16 protein-coding genes are annotated in these 19,401 nt (G+C 43.0%); 7 read left to right on the top strand and 9 right to left on the bottom strand.

Features of this window, described 5'->3' with window-relative positions:
- Positions 1–680: 680 nt before the first annotated feature.
- From L1D22_RS13855 to L1D22_RS13840, 4 genes are all read left to right on the top strand, one after another.
- Positions 681–1,451, top strand: coding sequence for an ABC transporter ATP-binding protein (locus tag L1D22_RS13855; RefSeq protein ID WP_004736532.1), 771 nt, complete (start codon positions 681–683; stop codon positions 1,449–1,451).
- 136 nt (positions 1,452–1,587) lie between these two features.
- A complete protein-coding gene (locus L1D22_RS13850; RefSeq protein WP_239830227.1) occupies positions 1,588–2,358 on the top strand; it encodes an ABC transporter substrate-binding protein in 771 nt (256 codons plus the stop codon).
- 79 nt (positions 2,359–2,437) lie between these two features.
- On the top strand, positions 2,438–3,178 hold the full coding sequence (locus L1D22_RS13845; RefSeq protein WP_017063493.1) for an ABC transporter permease: 741 nt from the start codon (positions 2,438–2,440) through the stop codon (positions 3,176–3,178).
- A 2-nt stretch (positions 3,179–3,180) separates the two neighbouring features.
- Entirely contained in the window at positions 3,181–3,858 is a 678-nt protein-coding gene (locus tag L1D22_RS13840) for an ABC transporter permease (protein WP_017062123.1), read from the top strand.
- Positions 3,859–3,936: 78 nt separating this feature from the next.
- Here the strand turns inward: L1D22_RS13840 and xthA are convergent, their stop codons facing one another.
- From xthA to emrD, 3 genes are all read right to left on the bottom strand, one after another.
- On the bottom strand, positions 3,937–4,743 hold the full coding sequence (gene xthA, locus L1D22_RS13835) for an exodeoxyribonuclease III (RefSeq protein ID WP_057621890.1): 807 nt from the start codon (positions 4,741–4,743) through the stop codon (positions 3,937–3,939).
- A 169-nt stretch (positions 4,744–4,912) separates the two neighbouring features.
- Positions 4,913–7,003, bottom strand: coding sequence for a S9 family peptidase (locus L1D22_RS13830; protein WP_239830287.1), 2,091 nt, complete (start codon positions 7,001–7,003; stop codon positions 4,913–4,915).
- 336 nt (positions 7,004–7,339) lie between these two features.
- Positions 7,340–8,545 carry a multidrug efflux MFS transporter EmrD gene (emrD, locus tag L1D22_RS13825; RefSeq protein WP_239830226.1) on the bottom strand — a complete coding sequence of 402 codons (1,206 nt, stop codon included), beginning with the start codon at positions 8,543–8,545 and terminating at the stop codon, positions 7,340–7,342.
- Positions 8,546–9,103: 558 nt separating this feature from the next.
- Between emrD and L1D22_RS13820 the strand changes: the two genes are divergently transcribed.
- Positions 9,104–11,221, top strand: coding sequence for a methyl-accepting chemotaxis protein (locus tag L1D22_RS13820; RefSeq protein ID WP_239830225.1), 2,118 nt, complete (start codon positions 9,104–9,106; stop codon positions 11,219–11,221).
- 127 nt (positions 11,222–11,348) lie between these two features.
- Here L1D22_RS13820 and L1D22_RS13815 read toward each other — a convergent pair whose 3' ends face one another.
- The 5 genes from L1D22_RS13815 to dinG all read right to left on the bottom strand — a co-directional run bounded on the left by L1D22_RS13815 (position 11,349) and on the right by dinG (position 16,267).
- Entirely contained in the window at positions 11,349–12,482 is a 1,134-nt protein-coding gene (locus L1D22_RS13815; RefSeq protein WP_239830224.1) for a cupin domain-containing protein, read from the bottom strand.
- Between the two features lie 71 nt (positions 12,483–12,553).
- Positions 12,554–12,724 carry a pleiotropic regulatory protein RsmS gene (gene rsmS, locus L1D22_RS13810; RefSeq protein WP_239830223.1) on the bottom strand — a complete coding sequence of 57 codons (171 nt, stop codon included), beginning with the start codon at positions 12,722–12,724 and terminating at the stop codon, positions 12,554–12,556.
- The gene (locus L1D22_RS13805; protein ID WP_239830222.1) at positions 12,714–13,262 is read right to left on the bottom strand and encodes a primosomal replication protein; all 549 of its coding nucleotides are present in this window, start codon (positions 13,260–13,262) and stop codon (positions 12,714–12,716) included. Before L1D22_RS13805 ends, rsmS begins: the two co-directional genes overlap by 11 nt.
- Positions 13,263–13,284: 22 nt before the next feature.
- Complete coding sequence (locus L1D22_RS13800; protein ID WP_239830221.1) at positions 13,285–14,064, bottom strand: TSUP family transporter; 780 nt, start codon at positions 14,062–14,064, stop codon at positions 13,285–13,287.
- 127 nt (positions 14,065–14,191) lie between these two features.
- Complete coding sequence (gene dinG / locus L1D22_RS13795) at positions 14,192–16,267, bottom strand: ATP-dependent DNA helicase DinG (protein WP_239830220.1); 2,076 nt, start codon at positions 16,265–16,267, stop codon at positions 14,192–14,194.
- A gap of 514 nt (positions 16,268–16,781) precedes the next feature.
- Here dinG and L1D22_RS13790 point away from each other — a divergent pair.
- Complete coding sequence (locus L1D22_RS13790; protein ID WP_239830219.1) at positions 16,782–17,774, top strand: porin; 993 nt, start codon at positions 16,782–16,784, stop codon at positions 17,772–17,774.
- 79 nt (positions 17,775–17,853) lie between these two features.
- Complete coding sequence (locus L1D22_RS13785; protein ID WP_239830218.1) at positions 17,854–18,561, top strand: DUF2057 family protein; 708 nt, start codon at positions 17,854–17,856, stop codon at positions 18,559–18,561.
- A gap of 63 nt (positions 18,562–18,624) precedes the next feature.
- Here L1D22_RS13785 and L1D22_RS13780 read toward each other — a convergent pair whose 3' ends face one another.
- The gene (locus tag L1D22_RS13780; RefSeq protein WP_239830217.1) at positions 18,625–19,353 is read right to left on the bottom strand and encodes a pseudouridine synthase; all 729 of its coding nucleotides are present in this window, start codon (positions 19,351–19,353) and stop codon (positions 18,625–18,627) included.
- Positions 19,354–19,401 lie beyond the last annotated feature (48 nt).

The raw sequence follows: 19,401 nt of genomic DNA, 5'->3' as shown, positions 1-19,401 counted from the left end.
GCTTTATGCAGCTGAGTTAAAAGAAATGTTTGGCATTTTTAATGCCTTATTCTTTGCTGAGGAGTCTAGCAAGCTTACCCTTTAGGGTGATTGATCTTGATCACTTTATGAGTGTATGTGAAAGAAAGCTACAAAACGAAGCGATTCATTAACGTACCATTGATGAATCGTGTAATTAGTTTTCACAAATTGACGTTTACCTATCTTCTTCGAGCCTTTGTCGTCGTGGCTCGAGTTCAATACTCAATTCTTACTGAGTTATTTCACTATTACTTGCTTCCCAACTGTTCCCAGTGAAATGCTTACAATGTAATAACCTTAAAATAATTGTGCCTTATGGTGTGTATTTAGTGTTGAGCGTGCAGATTATATTTTGCAGGTCTCGGCTTATCTAAGTTCACAAAACTTGTTTTTCTTGTGAGACATCAAGCTACGGGAATCTCATTTTGGTTAACTTTATTTAAACAATGTAAGGGGTGTAATTACAGCTTATTGATAGAACTCATTCATTAAATTGAGGTGAAAACGCTACCTTTTGCATAATAAGTCAGAGTGAATCGCTATTTATTCCAATTTATTAGGTTAATAATTTGTTGCATGTTGTTTCGTGTGGTGCTAGTTTGTATCGCATGAAAAGGTCGGAGTACCTTGCATTTTCACAAACTTGGGAGAGAAAGCGCATGAAAGATGTACCAGCGCTGGACATAAAGGATCTACACAAAACGTTTGGTCAAAATGAAGTTTTAAAGGGAATTTCACTTTCTGCGCACAAAGGCGATGTTGTATCAATTATCGGATCTTCAGGGTCGGGTAAAAGTACTTTCCTTAGATGTATCAACCTTTTAGAAACACCAACCGCAGGCGAAATTTGGGTTAATGGCGAATTAATTCAAATGAAAAACAACCGCCAAGGTGTATCTGTTCCTGCTAATGAAAAACAAGTACAGCGAATCCGTTCTCGCTTAGCGATGGTTTTTCAAGGCTTCAATCTTTGGTCTCACCTGACAGTTCTCGAAAATGTTATCGAAGCCCCCGTTCACGTATTAGGTGTGCCTAAAGCTCAAGCGATTGAAAATGCAGAACTACTACTTAAAAAAGTAGGCTTGTATGAGCGCAAAGATTACTACCCAGGCCATTTGTCTGGCGGACAACAACAACGTGCGGCAATTGCTCGAGCGCTAGCGGTTGATCCTGAAGTGATGTTGTTTGATGAACCAACATCGGCACTTGACCCTGAGTTAGTAGGGGAAGTACTTGGTGTAATGCGCGATCTAGCAGAAGAAGGAAGAACCATGCTTGTGGTAACACATGAAATGGCTTTTGCTCGTGACGTATCAAACCATGTGATGTTCCTGCATCAAGGTTTAGTGGAAGAACAGGGCGATCCGGCTAAACTGTTTACGGAACCTGAATCTGAGCGTTTACAACAATTTATCTCATCGATCTACTAATCAGAATTGAAACGCCGTTGCCAAGGTAAACAGCGACGGTGTGAACAATAAAACACAACAAGTAAGTTAATAAGCAACAACAAACACAATATTAAAACTAGCAAAACATAAAAACCTAAATCACAGGAGTAGGGATATGAAAAAGTGGTTATTAGTCGCGGCACTTGCTGCAACTGCTGCAACGGGCGTAGCTCAAGCAAAAGAATGGAAAACAGTACGCTTTGGTATTGAAGGTGCTTACCCTCCATTTAGCTGGACAGAAGCTGACGGTTCACTGAAAGGCTTCGATGTCGATATGGCTAACGCGCTTTGTACTGAAATGCAGGTGCAGTGTAAGATCGTTGCACAAGACTGGGATGGTATCATTCCTTCTCTACTTGCTCGTAAATATGATGCGATCATCGCGGCAATGTCTATCACGGAAGAACGTAAGAAAAAAATCGATTTCACTGGTAAATATGCTCAAATCCCAAACAAGTTCATCGCTAAAAAAGGTGCAGGCCTTAACTTTGATGATCTAAGTGGTCAAAAAATTGCCGTTCAGCGTGCAACAACTCACGACAAATACCTAACAGATAACTACGGCGACACAGTAGAGATCGTTCGTTACGGTTCATTCGACGAAGCTTACCTTGATTTAGCAAACGGTCGTGTTGCTGCTGTACTGGGTGATGCATCTGCTCTAGAAGAAGGCGTGCTAAACAAAGCAGGTGGTGAAGCGTATGAGTTCGTAGGCCCAGCACTAACCGACCCTAAGTGGTTCGGTGAAGGTATGGGGATTGCTCTACGTAAGCAAGACAAAGATCTGACTAAGCAGTTAGATGCGGCAATCCTTTCACTACGTGAAAAAGGCATCTACCAAGATATCGCGGCTAAATACTTCAACTACGACGTATACGGTCAGTAATCTTTAGCGTCAATTCTTAAGGGAGAGGTTCTCCTCTCCCTGTCTTACCAACTTTTTCGCAGTTCTGTTGGAATCCATTATGTTTGATTTACAAGGATATGAAGCGTCGATCCTGAAAGGGGCGGTGCTCACAATCGAAGTTGCCTTGCTGTCGCTAATTTTAGCTATGGTTCTTGGTATGCTAGGTGCCTTAGCAAAACTCGCGCCTTATCGCTGGGCTCGTGCTATTGCAACCCTCTACACAACCGTCATTCGAGGCATTCCAGATCTCGTACTGATGATGCTGATTTTCTTTGGTGGACAAATCCTTTTAAACAACAGTTTGTATTCCATCAATGAGTGGCTCAACGAGTGGTTCGCATCCAGTGATCCTAACCACGAATGGACCTCTTACCTACCTGATTACATTGATGTCAGCCCGTTTGTTGCTGGTGTCTTAACCATAGGCTTCATCTTTGGTGCTTACATGGCGGAAACATTCCGCGGTGCCATCATGGCGGTTGATAGCGGTGAGATGGAAGCGGCAAAAGCTTATGGTATGAGCCCTGTAAAGGCGTTTCACCGCATACTGTTACCACAGATGATTCGTCACGCCTTACCGGGTTTTGGTAACAACTGGCTGGTACTACTTAAAACCACCGCGCTGGTTTCGATTATTGGCCTAGAAGACATGGTACGTGTTAGCGCACTGGCGGCAGGTTCAACCAAAATGCCATTTACCTTCTACATGACTGTGGCGATTATCTTCTTATTCTTCACCAGTGTTTCGACGGGCTTACTTAAGCTGGTTGAGCGTAAATTCAGTATCCACGCGAGGTAGTTATGGACTTTTCATTGATAATTGAAAGCCTGCCGATTTACCTTGGTGGTTTATGGACGACGGCTTGGATGGTTTGCGTTGCTTTGATCATTGGCTTATTCGTAGCCATACCATTAGCTATCGCTCGTAACAGTCCAAATATGCTGATTAATGCTCCGGCTTGGTCATTCATCTATTTCTTCCGTGGTACGCCATTACTGGTTCAGCTGTACCTGATTTACTACGGTATGGACCAATTTTTCCCAGTGAAAGACACATTATGGGAAAACGCATGGTTCTGTGCTTTGGTGGCATTCATTCTGAACACGTCAGCTTATACCGCTGAGATCATTCGTGGTGCGATTAATGGCTTACCGAAAGGTGAAGTGGAAGCAGCGAAAGCTTACGGTATGAGTACACCGAAGACTTACCGTCGTATCATTTTACCAAGTGCTCTACGTCGCGCGTTGCCAGCCTACAGTAACGAAGTTATCTTCATGCTTCACGGTTCTGCGGTAGCGGGTATCGTAACCATTATGGACCTAACTGGTGCCGCACGTTTGGTTAACTCTCGTTACTACGCTCCATTTGAGTCTTTCCTAACGGCAGGTCTGTTCTACATGGCGCTAACGTTCATCATCATCGCGATTTTCAAATTCGCAGAGAAACGTTTCCTTGCTTACTTAAGACCACTTAGCTAATCGCACGGTATCCATATAGTTAACAAAACGGCGCTCATTGAGCGCCGTTTTTTATGGATGAACTCGTCTGTTCTTAAGCTATTTGAACGTCGACCAAATTGGTGCGTGATCAGACGGTTTTTCGATACCGCGTAGCTCGTAGTCGATGCCTGCTTCAGTACATTTATCAGCAAGCTTTTGAGTCGCTAGGACTACATCAATACGCAGGCCGCGGTTATCCACGAAACCTTTTGAGCGGTAATCAAACCACGAGTATTGATCGTTTACTTCAGGGTGTAGCAAACGGAAACTGTCCACAAAACCCCAATCCATCAGAGTTTTTAGCCATTCACGTTCTTCTGGTTGGAAAGAACACTTACCGGTTTTCAACCAGCGTTTCGCATTAGGTTCACCAATACCGATGTCAGCATCAATTGGGCTGATATTAATGTCGCCCATTACGATCACTTGTTCATCTTTATTGTGGTAATCGTTTAGGTAAGTCATCAAGTCTTTGTAGAACTCACGCTTGTACGGGTATTTGGTTTCATGCTTGATGTTATCCCCTTGAGGGAAGTAACCATTTAGTACTGTAACCTTTTCACCGTTTTCATCTTCAAACGTCGCCATGATCATACGCTTTTGATGGTCTTCATTGTCGGTTGGGAAACCTTTCTGAACCGAGATTGGCTCTTGCTTACACAGCATAGCCACACCGTAGTGTGCTTTTTGGCCGTGAAAGTAAACCTTGTAGCCCATTGCTTCAACATCAGCAATAGGGAAGGCTTCATCGTGTACTTTTATCTCTTGCAGACCAATTACGTCCGGTTGGTGTTTGTCGATAACAGCTTGCAGTTGATGAAGGCGGGCTCTTAGGCCGTTGATGTTGAAGCTAATTACTTTCATTTGTTTTTATACCTCTCGTAAACCTTTGCACTGCGAGTTTTCAAAGGTTTTTTGATTTGGTGAATTTCATGGTTCATCGTATTTAACCATGCTTAATAATTTCTGTCGCCATTTTGTCGAGACTAAATGGCGACGTTAAATTGTGCGAATACCTACAGTTACGCTGAGTCTACTGAGTTTTTAGTAAGTCTAAAAAGAAGGCGTATTCAAGAGCATCTTCTTTCAATCGCTTAAATCGACCAGAAGCGCCACCGTGACCGGCTTCCATATCGGTTTTGAACACCAATACATTGTTGTCTGTTTTCATTTCACGCAGCTTCGCCACCCACTTCATGGGTTCAAAGTATTGCACTTGTGAATCATGTAGGCCTGTTGTCACCAACATGTTTGGGTAGTTTTGTACCTTAATGTTGTCGTACGGTGAGTAACTCAGCATGTAGTCATAGTAGGTTTTATTGTTAGGGTTGCCCCATTCATCGTACTCGTTAGTCGTAAGAGGAATCGACTCATCAAGCATGGTTGTTACTACGTCAACAAAAGGAACATGTGCTCCGATGCCTCTATATAGTTCAGGCGCTTGGTTGATGATTGCTCCCATTAATAGACCGCCAGCTGAACCGCCCACCGCAAATACTTTATCTTTAGCGCCGTAGCCTTCTTCAACTAGCCCTTTAGTTACATCGATAAAGTCGTTGAACGTGTTTTGCTTGGTTAGCTTTTTACCGTCTTCATACCAAGGTCGCCCCAGCATCTCTGAACCACGAATATGTGCAATAGCGTAAACGAAACCTCGATCAAGCAGGCTGATACGAGTCGAGCTAAAGGTCGGTTCAATGGTAGAACCGTAAGATCCGTAGCCGTACTGGTAGATTGGGTTAGTGCCGTCTTTCTTGAATAAATCTTTGCGATAAACCAAAGAGACAGGGACTTGCTTGCCATCGCGAGCCGTAACCATGATTCGCTCTGATTGGTAATTATCCGCTTCGAAATCACCTAATACTGGTGTTTGCTTCTTGATTTCAGACTCTCCTGTACTTAGGTCAAAATCATAGTAAGTTCCTGGCGTAGTCAAGCTGCTGTAATAGATTCGAACTTTTGAGTTATCTAATTCATAGTTACTTGTTAGGTAAGCAGCGAAAGCGGTGTCGTTAAATTCAAGTGGGAACTCTTTACCTGTTGAGAGCTGGCGAACCTTGACTGTCGATAAACCACCCGCACGTTGCTCGTAAACAAGATGGTCATCAAACAACTCGAAATCAACAAGCTGAGTGTTATCGTCTGCTGCAATGACATCGACCCATTTTGAGCGGTCATGCATGTCTTCAGCTGAGACTTTCATCAAACGGAAGTTGACTGCTTGGTAGTTGGTGTAGATGTAATACCAATCACCCAGTTTAGCAATACTGTACTCTATGCCTGTCTCTTTTGGGTAGAAAGCTTCGGCTTTAGCCTGTGGATTGTTGGCATCAATGACTGAAACACCACTGGTTTCTGTGCTCGAGTGCCAAATGTAGACCTCTTCACCATCTTTGCTTTTGCTCAATGAGGTGTAGTAAGCGCTGTCGGTTTCTTCGTAGATTAACTCATCGCTAGTTTGAGGTGTGCCTAATATATGGCGGTAGACTTGGTAACCCAGCAGCGTTTGTGGATCTTTCTTGATGTAGTAGAAGGCTTGGCTATCGTTTTGCCACGCGATAGCACTCGAAGCACCTTCAATTTCATCTTTTAGGTATTCACCAGTGGTGAGGTCTTTGATCTTGATGGTGTAAATGCGGCGGCTCAGCGTATCTTCGCCATAGGCCAACAAGTTTTCGTCTGGGCTGATCGTTAAGCCACCAATACTGAAGAATTCATGTTCTTTTGCTAGTTCGTTAACGTCTAAGATGACTTGCTTGTCTGTGCCTAAAAAGTCTTTTTCACGCAAGTGAACTGGATATTCGTTGTCACCTGTAACTTTATTCGAGTAGTAGTAGCTGCCTTTGCGCACCGGTACCGAATAGTCGTCTTTCGCGATTCGACCTTTTATCTCTTCAAATAACTGTTTTTGTGTTGATTCTGTATGCTTCAGCACGGTCTCTGCGTACTGGTTCTCTTGTTCAAGATGTTGCAAGATCTCTGGATCTTGGCGTTCATCATCACGCATCCAGTAGTAATTATCGATTCGAGTATCACCATGAATCGTCATTGCATGAGGGACTTTCTTAGCAACAGGAGCTTGTGTCTGCTGAGCGACGAGTTGCGATGGAGAGTAGTGTTTCATGGTTGTTATTCCTTGATTGCTGCATCCGGCGACAAACGCGGCCGATACGGCTAATGTGGTTAAAGCGAAACGCATCTGTAGATCCTTAGTGTGCACCTTACTCGTTTTAATGCCAGCATCCTTTAGTCAATGGTTAGTTTTCTTCCAGTGATGTTATTTATAATTGGATTCTGGATATGCACTTTCAACGTAAGTGTCTGTTATTGTTTTCAAAAAATCAAAGTAATGTTAAATGAAATTTAGGCAGGCGTGAGGTGAGGGAAAACGGGCAACAAAAAAGGGACACACTTATCAGTATGTTCCTTTTCTTCGTTTGGGCTGGATTCGAGCTTTACTTTAGATAGCCAATGGCATTTCGTTTGAGTGGTCAGGCTTGCGATTGACCCAACGTAAACCAAGCATCACGATAAATGACATAGCAATCATCAGGCAACCGAGCGGCAGTTGATCTTGAGCTGGGAAGAACGATGCCAATAATGTTGCGATACCAGCACCTAGGTTCTGCATACCCCCTAAGATCGCGCCTCCTGTACCTGCGTGGTATGGGAATGGCGAAAGTGCTCCCGTTGTTGCTGCTGGGAATAAGATACCAGCGCCCAAGAAGTAAATGGTTGCACCGCCAATCAAAGTTAATGCTGTTGTTTGACCAAACAGACCCGGTATCAGCACCACGGCTGAACCGACTAAGATCGACACTAGGCCAATATTCAGTGCGCGACGCTCAGAGCGACGTTGTGCGATGTAACTCGATAGACCAGCACCCACTAAGTAACCCGGAATAGGCAAAACAAACAACAAGCTGACTGTGGTTGCAGGTAAACCCAGTACGCCACCAAGTAATACACCAGCCGCGGCTTCAAATACTGCGACCCCCGCGAATGTTGCTACTAGAACTAGTAGGAAACCTTGGAAGCGTTTGTCAGACAGAACGAATTTGTAGCTGTTTACAACAGACTCATTTTTGCGTCGTTCTTTTGGCAGAGTTTCCATCATGCTCGTCATCATGGTGATCACAACCGCGATACCAAACAGCGCGAGGAACAAGTAGCTAGAACGCCAACCGAAAGCTTCTGTTAAGTAACCGCCCAAAACAGGAGCCATCAATGGTGAGAAAATCACACACATGCTGATTAAGCTATTTGCACGATGCAGTTCTGCGCCTTCAAAACAGTCACGAGTCAATGTTCGAGACATCGCACCGCCACAACCAATGCCTAAGCCTTGGATAAAGCTACCCGCTAGGAACCATTGATACTCATGAGCGAATAAGGCTACCAAAGTACCTATGATGTAGATGATCAAACCTACTACGATGATAGGTTTACGACCTAGGCGATCAGAAAGCGGGCCGTAGACAAATTGCGACAGACCATAAGGGATCAAGTAGCACGCCATCACAGCTTGAAGTGAAGACGCAGAAACCAAGAACTCACCCGCCATATGACCGATAGAAGGCACGTACATCGTTTGAGTCATTTGACCTACGGCTGTCAGAATAGCGATTAAAAAGGTAAGTTTCGCTAATGGAAACGAGGCAGACATTTGCGTACCTCTCCAAAAATTAAAGACGTAAAAAGCCTTAGCACTCCATTAAGGAGAGCCAAAAGAATAAAGTGTTCAGGGAATCTAGGCGCGAGATATTAGAGCTTGATTACCGACTTAGCAATCAAAAAATGTGAAGTTGATTAAGATAAAAATCTATAATTTGGATTAGAAAAAATAATCCGAAATCACTGTGTTTTAGGGATGAAGAGTGTGGGGGATTGGCATCCTTGAAATGTCTCTTTGATAAAGCAATATTCCCATGAATAGTGTTACTTTAAACATCTCTCTAAGTTGTTGCGAATACCGCTAGTTGGGCGTTCTAGCTTAATAGCTTAACTTGGCGTGACAAGCTGAAAGCTCTTGAAATCACAGTAACAAAAGACAAAAAACACGACTTATTAACATTTATGTAAACTTTCGTTTTATATGTGCGTAAATTGTGCTGTAATCATCCGCTAAGCTATTCGTCTAACTCATTAACATTGTGGACAGCAATCCGTTATCAATGTGAGAGTTATGGTTAAGGAAGTCTTTTGGCTTAAATAAGGATATTAAATGCGCTCTCTATCGGTACAGTGGAAAATAACCCTTTTAGCAGGTTGTTGCCTAATCATTACTTCACTGTCTCTTATTGGTTTCTCGATCTACAACGCGACGAGTAATCAACAAGTCATCAAATCTCAAAGCTCAGAATCAGTTATCAATAAAACTCAGCAGTTGTTGGCGTCTGTTTCTCAGCTTAATGCTCAAGAAACTCAACGTTACGTCGACGAAGCTATTTACCGCGCAGAGATGCTAGCGGCAAGTGCTCAGTTTCTAAAGAACAATGCCGATGAAAATTTTACGCCAAGTGAAGAGCTTCGTACTGCGCTGGACGAGATGGTGCGTCGTTCAGTTTTAAACTTTGATTCGATTCAAGGGGCGTATTTAGTCTTTAAGCCAGACTTGCTCGATAGTGAAGATGCGAACTACGTTGATGCCGATTATGTCGGCTCTAACGAAAAAGGCCGTTTTGCACCTTATTGGAAGGTGGCAGACAACGGTGAGAATGTTCTGCCGAATGTGCTTTCAGAATCGATATTGAGTGATGACAGCAACAGTGAGCGTTTCTACTGTCCTTTGTCATCAGTGCAAACCTGTATCAGTACACCAAGAGTTGTAAATAGCGGGGGTAAAACCTTACTGACTTCTTCAATCTCTGTGCCTATCTTAGTCGATGACATGGCGATTGGTTTCTTAGGGATTGATCTCAGACTAGATGGCTTAACCAATGTAGTGACTCAATCTGACCAAAGCTTGTTTGATGGCGCAGGTGCAGTTTACGTGGTGAGCCTAGACGGTTCTGTTATTGCTTCTGATGATTCAAGCATTGCAGTTGGCTCGAGCTTCCAAAGTAACAACACAAACAGCGACTTGATGACTGATTTTATCTTTGGTGGCGAAGTGACAACGCAATGGAGTGAGAACGGTGAGTGGTTACTCGCATTTGCTCCAGTTGTCGCTGCGAACCAAACTTGGGGCGTGTTGTTCGAGATCCCAAGAGAGAGCGTCGTCGCTGATGCAAATCAGTTGGACTCCATCATTAGTACTAAGTTAAGTGAAGGCATCAAAACAGAAGTGATCGCAGGTACTGTCTTTATTTTCTTTGGTTTAGCTATTATCGCATTTGCTTCGCTGTCTATAGTTAAGCCAATTCGTCAGGTTGTGGAAAGGTTGAATGATATTGCTTCTGGTGAAGGTGATTTAACGCAGCGTTTAGAAGTGAAATCTCAAGATGAAATCGGTCAGCTATCGAAAGGCTTTAATCTGTTCCTAGATAAACTTCAGCACACAATCAAAGAAGTGGTTCTAACGACGGAGCAGGTGGCGAGCACAACTAGCCAAGCGAAAGCGTCTGCATCAAGCACTCGTGAAAGCAGCGAATCTCAATTCAAAGAAGTCGATTTAGTTGCAACAGCGGCAGAAGAGATGACTCAAACCGCAGGCTTAGTGGTACAAAACGCAGAAGTTGCCGTTGATGCAGCGTGCGAAGCGAACCGTTCTGCTCAGCAAGGCCAAGAAGTTATCGAGCTTTCAGCTGGTGAAATGAGAAAGCTGGTAGAACGTATGTCGAGTGCTGTGCCTATTGTTGAAGAGCTAGCGAAGAATAATGGAAACATCACAGAGATCTTAAGTGTCATTGAAGGGATCTCTGAACAGACTAACTTACTCGCACTGAATGCTGCGATTGAAGCGGCAAGGGCGGGTGAGCAAGGTCGAGGCTTTGCAGTTGTTGCTGATGAAGTAAGAAACCTAGCAAGCCGTACACAATCATCAGTGGGTGAAATCAGAGCGGTTATCGATAAGGTTCATGCCGGTACTCAAGATGTGGTTGAGGCGATACAAGAAGGCAATATCCTCGCCAACGATACTGCGTTACATGTTCAAAAAGCGGTTGAGGATCTGGGGTCGATCTTTACTTCGATAGAAGCGATCAGTGATATGAACAACCAGATCGTAAGAGCGGCAGAAGAACAACAATCGGTGTCTGGTGAAGTGAATCAAAGCGTGGTTAACATTCGAGACTTGAGTGCGAAGATCTTGGAACAAGCCGCGGCTTCTGAACAAGTGGGCAACGAAATTGATCAGTTGTCTCAACAGCAGCAGAAATTGGTTAATCAGTTCAAGGTATAGTTTTTCAAGGTATAAGCATTAAGCCTTAACTAATTCTTGAATAGAAAAAGGGACAAATGAAGATTTCATTTGTCCCTTTTTTATTTGTTGCTTTAGAAGATGGTCAATAACCAGCGATTGACGCTGCTTACTCTTCGATAAACCAGTAGCCTTTGTTCACCAGTTCAGTCACGACCGTTACGCCCGAAGGAGATAGAGCAGCAGCTGAAGTAATCACGGTTTCATCGCAAAGTGTGTTGAGTAATGAAGAGTCCGCTTCATCAACCTTAACCACTTCGCCATTGATGTAAGCTGTGTTGCTTTCATGTTCGTGGTAGAGCGCTTTTAAGCCTGATACTCGGTGGATTTCACCTTCTGACTCCAAGTGTTGAGCGATCTCTTCTTGAGTCCATAGTGGCTCTGGGGCAACGATATCAAGTTGATGGCGTGATTGGCTCAGTAAACAACCCATGAAATCACTCACGGTTTCAGGCTGTTCTAATGCCGACTTCAACATATCAGTTAGGTTACTCAAATCTGACGAACGAATCTTGCCGTAGCCGTCTTGCGTTTTGAACTTTGGATCATGTAAATGAACATCACCCATATCATGAGCCAGTACAAAGTCGGCAAAGTTACTGATTAGCTCTTGCTCTTTAGGGGAACGGTAGCCAATAGAGTAGCTCATTGATGGTTCAAGCGTGTTGCCTTCGTGTGGGAAGCCTGGCGGGATATAAAGGATATCACCTGGCTCTAAGGTTTCATCAATGATTGGCTCAAAGCCTTCTATTTGGCGTAGAGCAGAAGCTTGTACGGTCTCTTTGTATTGACCAACATCTTTTGCGCCCACTTTCCATTGACGCTTACCTTGGCCTTGAATGATGAATACATCGTATTGATCAATATGAGGACCAACACCGCCTTCAGGTGCTGAGTAGCAAATCATGAGATCGTCGAACAACCAGTTTGGCAATTGTTGGAACGCTTCAGTCAGTTGATTTGCACCTTGATGCCAATGGTTGGCTGCTTGAACGATCAATTGCCAATGTGTTTCAGTGAGTTCACCAAACTTCTCTTCAGTGAATGGTCCGTGTTCGGCTGTCCATTTGTTGTCGAGGTTAGAAACAAAGCGAGAATCCACTTCTTCTTCCATCGATAAACCAGCAAGTTCTTCCGGCGAAATTGGGTCGACGAAGTTTTGGAAGCCACCTTTTAAGATGGTTGGTTTTTTATGCCAGTAGTTTTCAAGAAACTCGGGCATAGAAAAGCTAAGTTGGTACATGTGAATCCTGTATATTTTTGTGCTAGGTGCTAGGTGCTAGGTGCTAGGTGCTAGGTGCTAGGTGCTAGGTGCTAGGTGCTAGATTCTAGTTTGGCTTGTAAATCTTGCTGGACAATCTTAATCGCTTCTAAAGCAACTTTAGGGTCGATCTCGTTGCTTTCGAGTAAATAGATAAGGTCGACAGCTAACTTAACTTCTTCAGGTGCGTTATCTAGTGGTGATGATGTGTTATCAGTGCTCATTTCGCTTAGGGTTCTCTAAGTTAATCAATCTCTCAATGTTCTTCATTGAGTCCTCACAGCGTTCCAATCGTTCTTTTGCGAGTTGCCAAGCCTCTTCCGCTTTTTTCTTATGGTGACGTGGCGCAGAATCAAACGCTAATTTTCGTGTTTGAACTAAATCGACGAGCCGCTTTTGCCAATCTTGGTGTTGTGCGAGTTCGTTGTACAAGTCGTTTAAGCTTTTCCCTGATTTACTTTTCCTATCTAGGCGCAAATCGTGATTGGCTAACTCTCGCTGAATCGCTGCAATCTGGTTGGTTAGCCTTTCTGTCAGATAATTCGCTCGTGATGAAGTGAGCTGGTTGATGCTCTGTTCACGAATAATGGTGTTATAAGTCGCCTGAGTTTCAAGGGCATAAGGAAGAAGAATCGAGGCTCCACACTTAAACAAGGCTCGATCAAACAGCGCTTGATGATAAGCGCCACGAGACTTATCGACCTGAGAGCAATGGCCAATCAAGGTATCAATAACACTTTTGAGCTTTGAAAACTGATTCATTTTGCTTCCCGTTTGCTGGTGGCTATAAGTTTACAAACCACGCTTCGTAAGCCAGTTTAATTGCAAGCACGCTGACCACAGTCACAAATACAGGTCGTATAAACGTTGCCCCAAAACGAATTGCAGAGTGCGCACCTACAAATGCTCCAGCCATTAAGCAAACACCCATGGTTAAACCAAGAACCCAATCAATGTGACCAAGAATTGCAAAGGTCACTAAAGAAGTGAAGTTACTGGTAAAGTTCATTGCTTTGGATAGGCCTGAAGCAAGCAAGATGTTTAGGCGGTAAAGCGCCATAGAACTTACTGTCCAAAATGCGCCAGTTCCCGGGCCTGCAACCCCATCATAAAAGCCAAGAATGAAACCTTGGTACTTTTGCTTTTTCTTAAGCACAGGGCAAGGTTTCGGTGACACGTTGTGATTAGCATTCGGTGTCTTGTGAAAAATGGTATAAACCGCCGCAGCAAGAATAATTAATGGTAGTACTTTCTCTAACCACTCAGTGCTAATCGCATCAACAGTTAAAGTACCAATAGTCGCGCCTATCAAGGTGGCAATGAATGCGTTGATCCAACATTCGGGCTTAAATAGCTTTTTACGATAGTAAGTAAAGGCCGCGGTCGATGAGGCAAATGTTGCAGCTAGCTTGTTCGTCCCTAGCGCAATATGTGGCGGTAGACCAAGCGACAGCAAAGCAGGGACGGTTAACATCCCACCACCACCGGCGACAGCATCAATAAAGCCCGCTGCAAATGCAACCAGAGCGAGGATAACCAACATGGTTGGTTCAATCATTTCCATAAATAGCTAGTGTTCTCGTTATTGGCTGTTGAGACAGCCACACGAATAATCGATGGATTAATCATGTTGGGTTGTGAATGCAGGGCCTAGCGATAACTGGCCCATAACTACCTTTCGGGTAGGAAAATTAGTATTTTATTGTTCTTTTAAAAGGCGGTAGTGAGTCGAGTAGGGACTTCCCGTATCGCTTCGTAACTATGCGTCTATCAAGGATCGTGACTTTACCAGAATCTCGTTCTTTACGCAGTAGTCGACCGACAGATTGAATAAGCTTTTTACTCGCTTCAGGAACAGTAATCTGCATAAAAGGATTACCGCCACGTGATTCAATATATTCTGAATGTGCTTGTTCTACAGGTGACGTAGGAACGCCAAAAGGAATCTTGGTAATAACCAGGTTTTCAAGAAGCTCTCCTGGTAGATCAAGACCCTCTGAAAAGCTGCCAGTTCCAAAAAGAACGCTTGTTTTACTTTGGTCTATGAGCTTTTTATGTTTTTTTAGAATTTCAGCGCGTGAAGTATCACCTTGAACCTGCAAAGCCCATGACTTTTTAACGAAATCTGTTGCCAAAGCTTCTGCAACTTTATTCATTTGCCAGTAAGAAGAGAATAGAACGAGATTGGCTTTGTTGTCTTCTATTACCTTAGGCAAAATTTCAATAAGATATTCGGTAAACTGAGGCGCTTGCGGTTCGTATTTCATGGCTGGAACGATCAGCTCCGCTTGATTTTGATAATCAAACGGTGATGCTAAAGCCAGAAATTGCACGCCATCTTCTTCTTTTTGACTGATCCCCGCTTGGTGACAGAAAAAGCTGAACGAGTTGAGTGCTCTCATGGTCGCAGAAACAAGTACCGCGCCGACACAACGGCTCCAAATCTGTTGGTCAAGCTGCCAACCAACTTCGAGTGGAGAAACATTCACGACGAAATCGCCTTCACTTTCTTTATTGAGTTCCAGCCAGCGAGCTAAAGGCGCGCCTTTTTCACGTTTAGGCTCGGCCATTAAGCGCCAAACTTGCGCTAGGTTTTCTGTTCTCTGTATATAGAAGCCGATTTCTGCAAGTGCAGGCTCGGCCAATTTCGCTGAAAGCTCTCCATCTTTAACACGCTCAGCAATAAGGTCTGCAATCTTAGCGACAGCCTGACTCGCTTTTTGACTCAATTGTTTGAGGTCTTTAGATTCGTTCTCTAACCATTCTGGCAAGTCGCCATGCTCAAAGCGGTAAAGTCCATCTTCAAAATGAGTAGCATCGAACTGCTTACTGAGCTGAGTCAGAGTTGGAATCAGTTGTTGTACAGAATCCTGCAATTCATTTCTGAATCTACCAACTCGCTTCTCATCCGCCAAGCCTGAAAGCTTAGTAATGGATTGATTCAAACGCTCTAACCAAGATGCGGCACCTTTTAAGCTTGCCGCTGCAGAAGAGTGATCTCTTGCTACGTGTGGTAAGTGATGAGCCTCATCGAATATATAGATGCTGTTTTCTGGTTCTGGCAGTATCACGCCGCCACCTAAGTCAGCGTCTGCCATCACTAAGCTGTGATTGGCAATAATCACGTCTGCTTTATCTAGCTCTGAGCGTGCTTTTTGGAAAGGGCAGTCTCTATGAGTAGGCATACTGTTGTTACAACTATGCTTGTCACTGACAATCATTTGCCAAATCATGTTGTCGATTGGTTTCGGCCATGAATCACGGTCGCCATCCCATTTACTTTGAGTCAAACTGCGGTACATGGTCTGTAATTGTTCGATGTCTTTTTGCTTTGGTTTGGATTCGAACATAGCCATCTGACCGCCATCAACCCCACAAGCAGCGGCTAGCTTCTCGGCACAGCAATAACGCTGTCTACCTTTGGCGAGTATCAAAGAGAACTCTCTATCAGTTAGTCTTCTATATAGAGGGAGATCTTTATTTACGAGTTGTTCTTGAAGTGCAACTGTCGCTGTCGAAATGACGATTTTTCGATTGTTGAGTACCGCAACCGGGATCGTCGCCATTAAATAAGCAAGTGATTTACCAATCCCCGTTCCTGCTTCAGCAACAATCATACGATTGCTTTTGTGGTATTGACCACAAAGTGTCTTCGCAATCTCTGCGACAAGGTAATTTTGAGCACGCCTAGGTACAAAGTTATCCAACTGTTCTTGGAGGTTTTGATAACTGGTGCGAATAGAATTTTGAATTTTAGTAGTTAGCATACTGTGACCTACGTAACGGAGCGAGGATAGTAGCACATATCACTAGCCGGTACATTTACCGCAAAATAGCTTGCTTTTGAATCAAAGGTAGATCTCGTTCACAAAAAAAAACTGAACCATCAGGAACTTAACGATTTTATTTATCTTGCGAAATATAAATATTAAAAAAGACTGGCTTGTGGGTGTTAAATTCTGTTGTTGGGTTGTTTTGCGGGCTTTTTGTGGTTTTAAATTCTGTTTGTTACATTTTTGGGATTATTATATTTGCTGATAAAACTAAGGATAAGCTGCTCGTAAAATGATGAGAAAAAATGTAAGCGTTTGATTTTGAATGTTTTGTGTTTTTTTTAGGTTTGTTTTTAGTTTATTTGACACGCAGGATAATCTTTTGCAATCTAGACCTCGAAATTTGGTGACGGTGATTAACCAACAAAGAGTGGTAATGACTAGTCACAATAAATAAAAGGGAACCGGGCAAGGATCTCCCATTCTTAGAAAAGGCAGTGGATTTATTATGAAAAAGACTCTATTAGCACTTGCAGTTGTTGCAGCAGCAGGTTCAGTAAACGCAGCAGAAATTTACAAATCAGAAGATGGCGCAGTAGATTTCTACGGTCAACTACGTACAGAGCTTAAGTTCCTAGACGGGCAAGATGCTAAATTAGGTTCAGGTTCTTCACGTGCTGGTGTTGACGCTCAATATAATGTATCTGATGATGTTAAAGTTCTTGGTAAAGTAGAATTTGCATTGAAAGACAGTGGCGACATGTATGTACGCAACCACATTTTTGGCTTTGGCAGCGATCAAGCAGGAACAATCAAATTTGGTAAGCAATGGACCACATCAGATGATGTATACGGCGCAGATTACTCTTATTTCTTTGGCGGTTCTGCACTGCTTTACTCTACTTTGAACGCTGCTCTTCATGACTCACAAGTAAAGTACTCATTCGATTCTGATAACTTCTGGGTAAAAGCAGGGTACGGGTTAGCAGAGGATGATTCTAATCAAGAGCTAGCTGAACTTTACGTTGGTTTTTCTGTTGGTGACGTAAATATCCACTTTGGTGGTGGTCAAACAACTGATGATGTAACTGGATCTGGTTTTACAGGCCTTGAGAATACATACTATGAAGGTACTGTTGAGTACTCTAAAGATGTTCTAACAGTTGGTGCAACTATTGCGGCATCTTCTGTTGAATCTGCTATTGATAAAGCAGACCAAACAGGCTTCTCAGTAGCTGCAATGTATGGCGTTGCTGATAAAACAACAGTGTATGGTGGTTATGAGTTCGTATCTCAAGATCACGATTTATTAGAAGATAGTAACGTTGTCTACGTCGGTGTTGAATACAAGTACGCTAGCTGGGCACGTGTCTATGCTGAGTATGGATATGCAGACGGTAGTACACTAGGCTTCACCCCTCAAGGCAGTGATATGGTTGTAGCGCCTCAGACTGTTGAAGGCGAAAACAATTTCGGTATCGGTGCTCGTGTTTACTGGTAATTTGATATATTGTTAGAAAAAGCCCAACATGGAGTTGGGCTTTTTTTTTGCCTATTTTTTTATAAGGATGGATACAATAATGCAAAGTTTCAAATATTATTTTTTAGGGCTGTTAGTTGCTTCTACAGTAGTTGATGCCGAAGTAATATTGGATGTTCCTGAAAATGTAAATTTACTTTCAGTAAACATGAGTGCTCCTGACTTTGAACAAGGGTTGTTTTCCGCAGATAAAACGGTGCTTTTACCTGATGGTGTAAACCAAATTGTTTTTCAATATGAACCAGTATTTGATGAAAGAGATAATCAAAGGAAAGTCTACAGTTCTGTTATTATCGCTAAATTTGAGGCAAAAAACGAAGAACTTACCTTATCTATGCCTGAGTTTAAAAACTTTCGTTCTGCTCAGGAAAACATTGAAAACTTGAATTGGGAAATTAAAAACAAGCAAGGACAGCCCTTATTCAAAAATGAAGACATTTTAGCTAGTGACGGAGTTCAACTAAATAGAAGTTATTCTGAAGAAGCTACAGAATATAATAAAGTTGGTGGTGCTGCTGCTGTAACCATGAGTTATTTAGTTGTAGAAAACCAAGTTCGTCCTGCAGTTAAGGTTAATGCTACAAGTCTACAAAAAAACACGCTAGTAAACGCTGAAGGTTTAACGGCTAATACATCTGCTCAGGTTGTTGATAAATTGGAGTCTTTGAAACAACTTAAAGCTTTGTATCTGAGCACTTCAAAAGAAGACCGTAAAGAATTCCGTAAATGGATGATTGACCAAGAGTAATCAATCTTTATGTACAAAAAAGCGAGACATAATAAATATCTCGCTTTAATATATTGCTATGAGTTAAATCTCTTTCCACTCTCCTGGCTGAAGCTGACCTACGTTCATATTACCCATCGAATAGCGGATAAGACGCAGGGTAGGGAAGCCGATGTTTGCCGTCATGCGTCTTACCTGACGGTTGCGTCCTTCAATGATAGTAATTGCTAACCAGGTTGTTGGTATAGTGGCTCTAAACCTTACTGGAGGGGTTCTTTCCCAAACATCAGGCACGGACATTACTTCCACTTTAGCTGGCAGCGTCATGCCGTCTTTTAGCTCAACACCTTTTCTCAATTTATCTAAATCTTCCTCAGAAGGTGCGCCTTCAACCTGTACCCAGTAAGTCTTTGGTGATTTTGAGTTCGGTTGAGTCAGCTTAGCTTGAAATATGCCATCGTTGGTCAAGACCAATAACCCTTCGCTGTCACGATCAAGTCGGCCTGCGGCATAAACGTCTTTAACTGGAATAAAATCAGCCAGTGTCTTTCTGCCTTCTCCATCAGTGAATTGGCTTAAGGTATCGAATGGCTTGTTGAACAAAATAACCTTGCGATCTTCGAGTGCAATTTTAGGTTTTGCGTTCGCAGGTTTCGCTTTATATCTGTGTTTACTTGAGTGCGGTTTCTTATGCGAATTACCAGTGCTATTTTTATCACTGCCGCGGCTTGGTCTATTACCGTTTTGTTTTAATGTTGTACCAGAACGAGCGGGTTTGTCTGAACGAGATGCGCTGCGTGAGCGAGTAGACATGTTAACTACCTTGCAAAAATGTAAACGAAGTGTGCTGAAAAGTTTTCA

This window comes from Vibrio sp. Isolate34, assembly GCF_022397915.1.
Lineage (GTDB): Bacteria > Pseudomonadota > Gammaproteobacteria > Enterobacterales > Vibrionaceae > Vibrio.
The sequence above is the reverse complement of the archived record's forward strand: the minus strand, read 5'-3'. Positions and strand labels throughout refer to the sequence as shown.

Bases quoted from the DNA above. Each gene is read 5' to 3' on its own strand.
- L1D22_RS13815 (WP_239830224.1), bottom strand. From the start codon at position 12,482: ATGTACCAACTTAGCTTTTCTATGCCCGAGTTTCTTGAAAACTACTGG.
- L1D22_RS13805 (WP_239830222.1), bottom strand. From the start codon at position 13,262: ATGAATCAGTTTTCAAAGCTCAAAAGTGTTATTGATACCTTGATTGGC.
- L1D22_RS13820 (WP_239830225.1), top strand. From the start codon at position 9,104: ATGCGCTCTCTATCGGTACAGTGGAAAATAACCCTTTTAGCAGGTTGT.
- L1D22_RS13780 (WP_239830217.1), bottom strand. From the start codon at position 19,353: ATGTCTACTCGCTCACGCAGCGCATCTCGTTCAGACAAACCCGCTCGT.
- L1D22_RS13855 (WP_004736532.1), top strand. From the start codon at position 681: ATGAAAGATGTACCAGCGCTGGACATAAAGGATCTACACAAAACGTTT.
- emrD (WP_239830226.1), bottom strand. From the start codon at position 8,545: ATGTCTGCCTCGTTTCCATTAGCGAAACTTACCTTTTTAATCGCTATT.
- L1D22_RS13790 (WP_239830219.1), top strand. From the start codon at position 16,782: ATGAAAAAGACTCTATTAGCACTTGCAGTTGTTGCAGCAGCAGGTTCA.
- L1D22_RS13785 (WP_239830218.1), top strand. From the start codon at position 17,854: ATGCAAAGTTTCAAATATTATTTTTTAGGGCTGTTAGTTGCTTCTACA.
- L1D22_RS13840 (WP_017062123.1), top strand. From the start codon at position 3,181: ATGGACTTTTCATTGATAATTGAAAGCCTGCCGATTTACCTTGGTGGT.
- dinG (WP_239830220.1), bottom strand. From the start codon at position 16,267: ATGCTAACTACTAAAATTCAAAATTCTATTCGCACCAGTTATCAAAAC.
- L1D22_RS13830 (WP_239830287.1), bottom strand. From the start codon at position 7,003: ATGAAACACTACTCTCCATCGCAACTCGTCGCTCAGCAGACACAAGCT.
- L1D22_RS13850 (WP_239830227.1), top strand. From the start codon at position 1,588: ATGAAAAAGTGGTTATTAGTCGCGGCACTTGCTGCAACTGCTGCAACG.
- L1D22_RS13800 (WP_239830221.1), bottom strand. From the start codon at position 14,064: ATGGAAATGATTGAACCAACCATGTTGGTTATCCTCGCTCTGGTTGCA.
- L1D22_RS13845 (WP_017063493.1), top strand. From the start codon at position 2,438: ATGTTTGATTTACAAGGATATGAAGCGTCGATCCTGAAAGGGGCGGTG.
- rsmS (WP_239830223.1), bottom strand. From the start codon at position 12,724: ATGAGCACTGATAACACATCATCACCACTAGATAACGCACCTGAAGAA.
- xthA (WP_057621890.1), bottom strand. From the start codon at position 4,743: ATGAAAGTAATTAGCTTCAACATCAACGGCCTAAGAGCCCGCCTTCAT.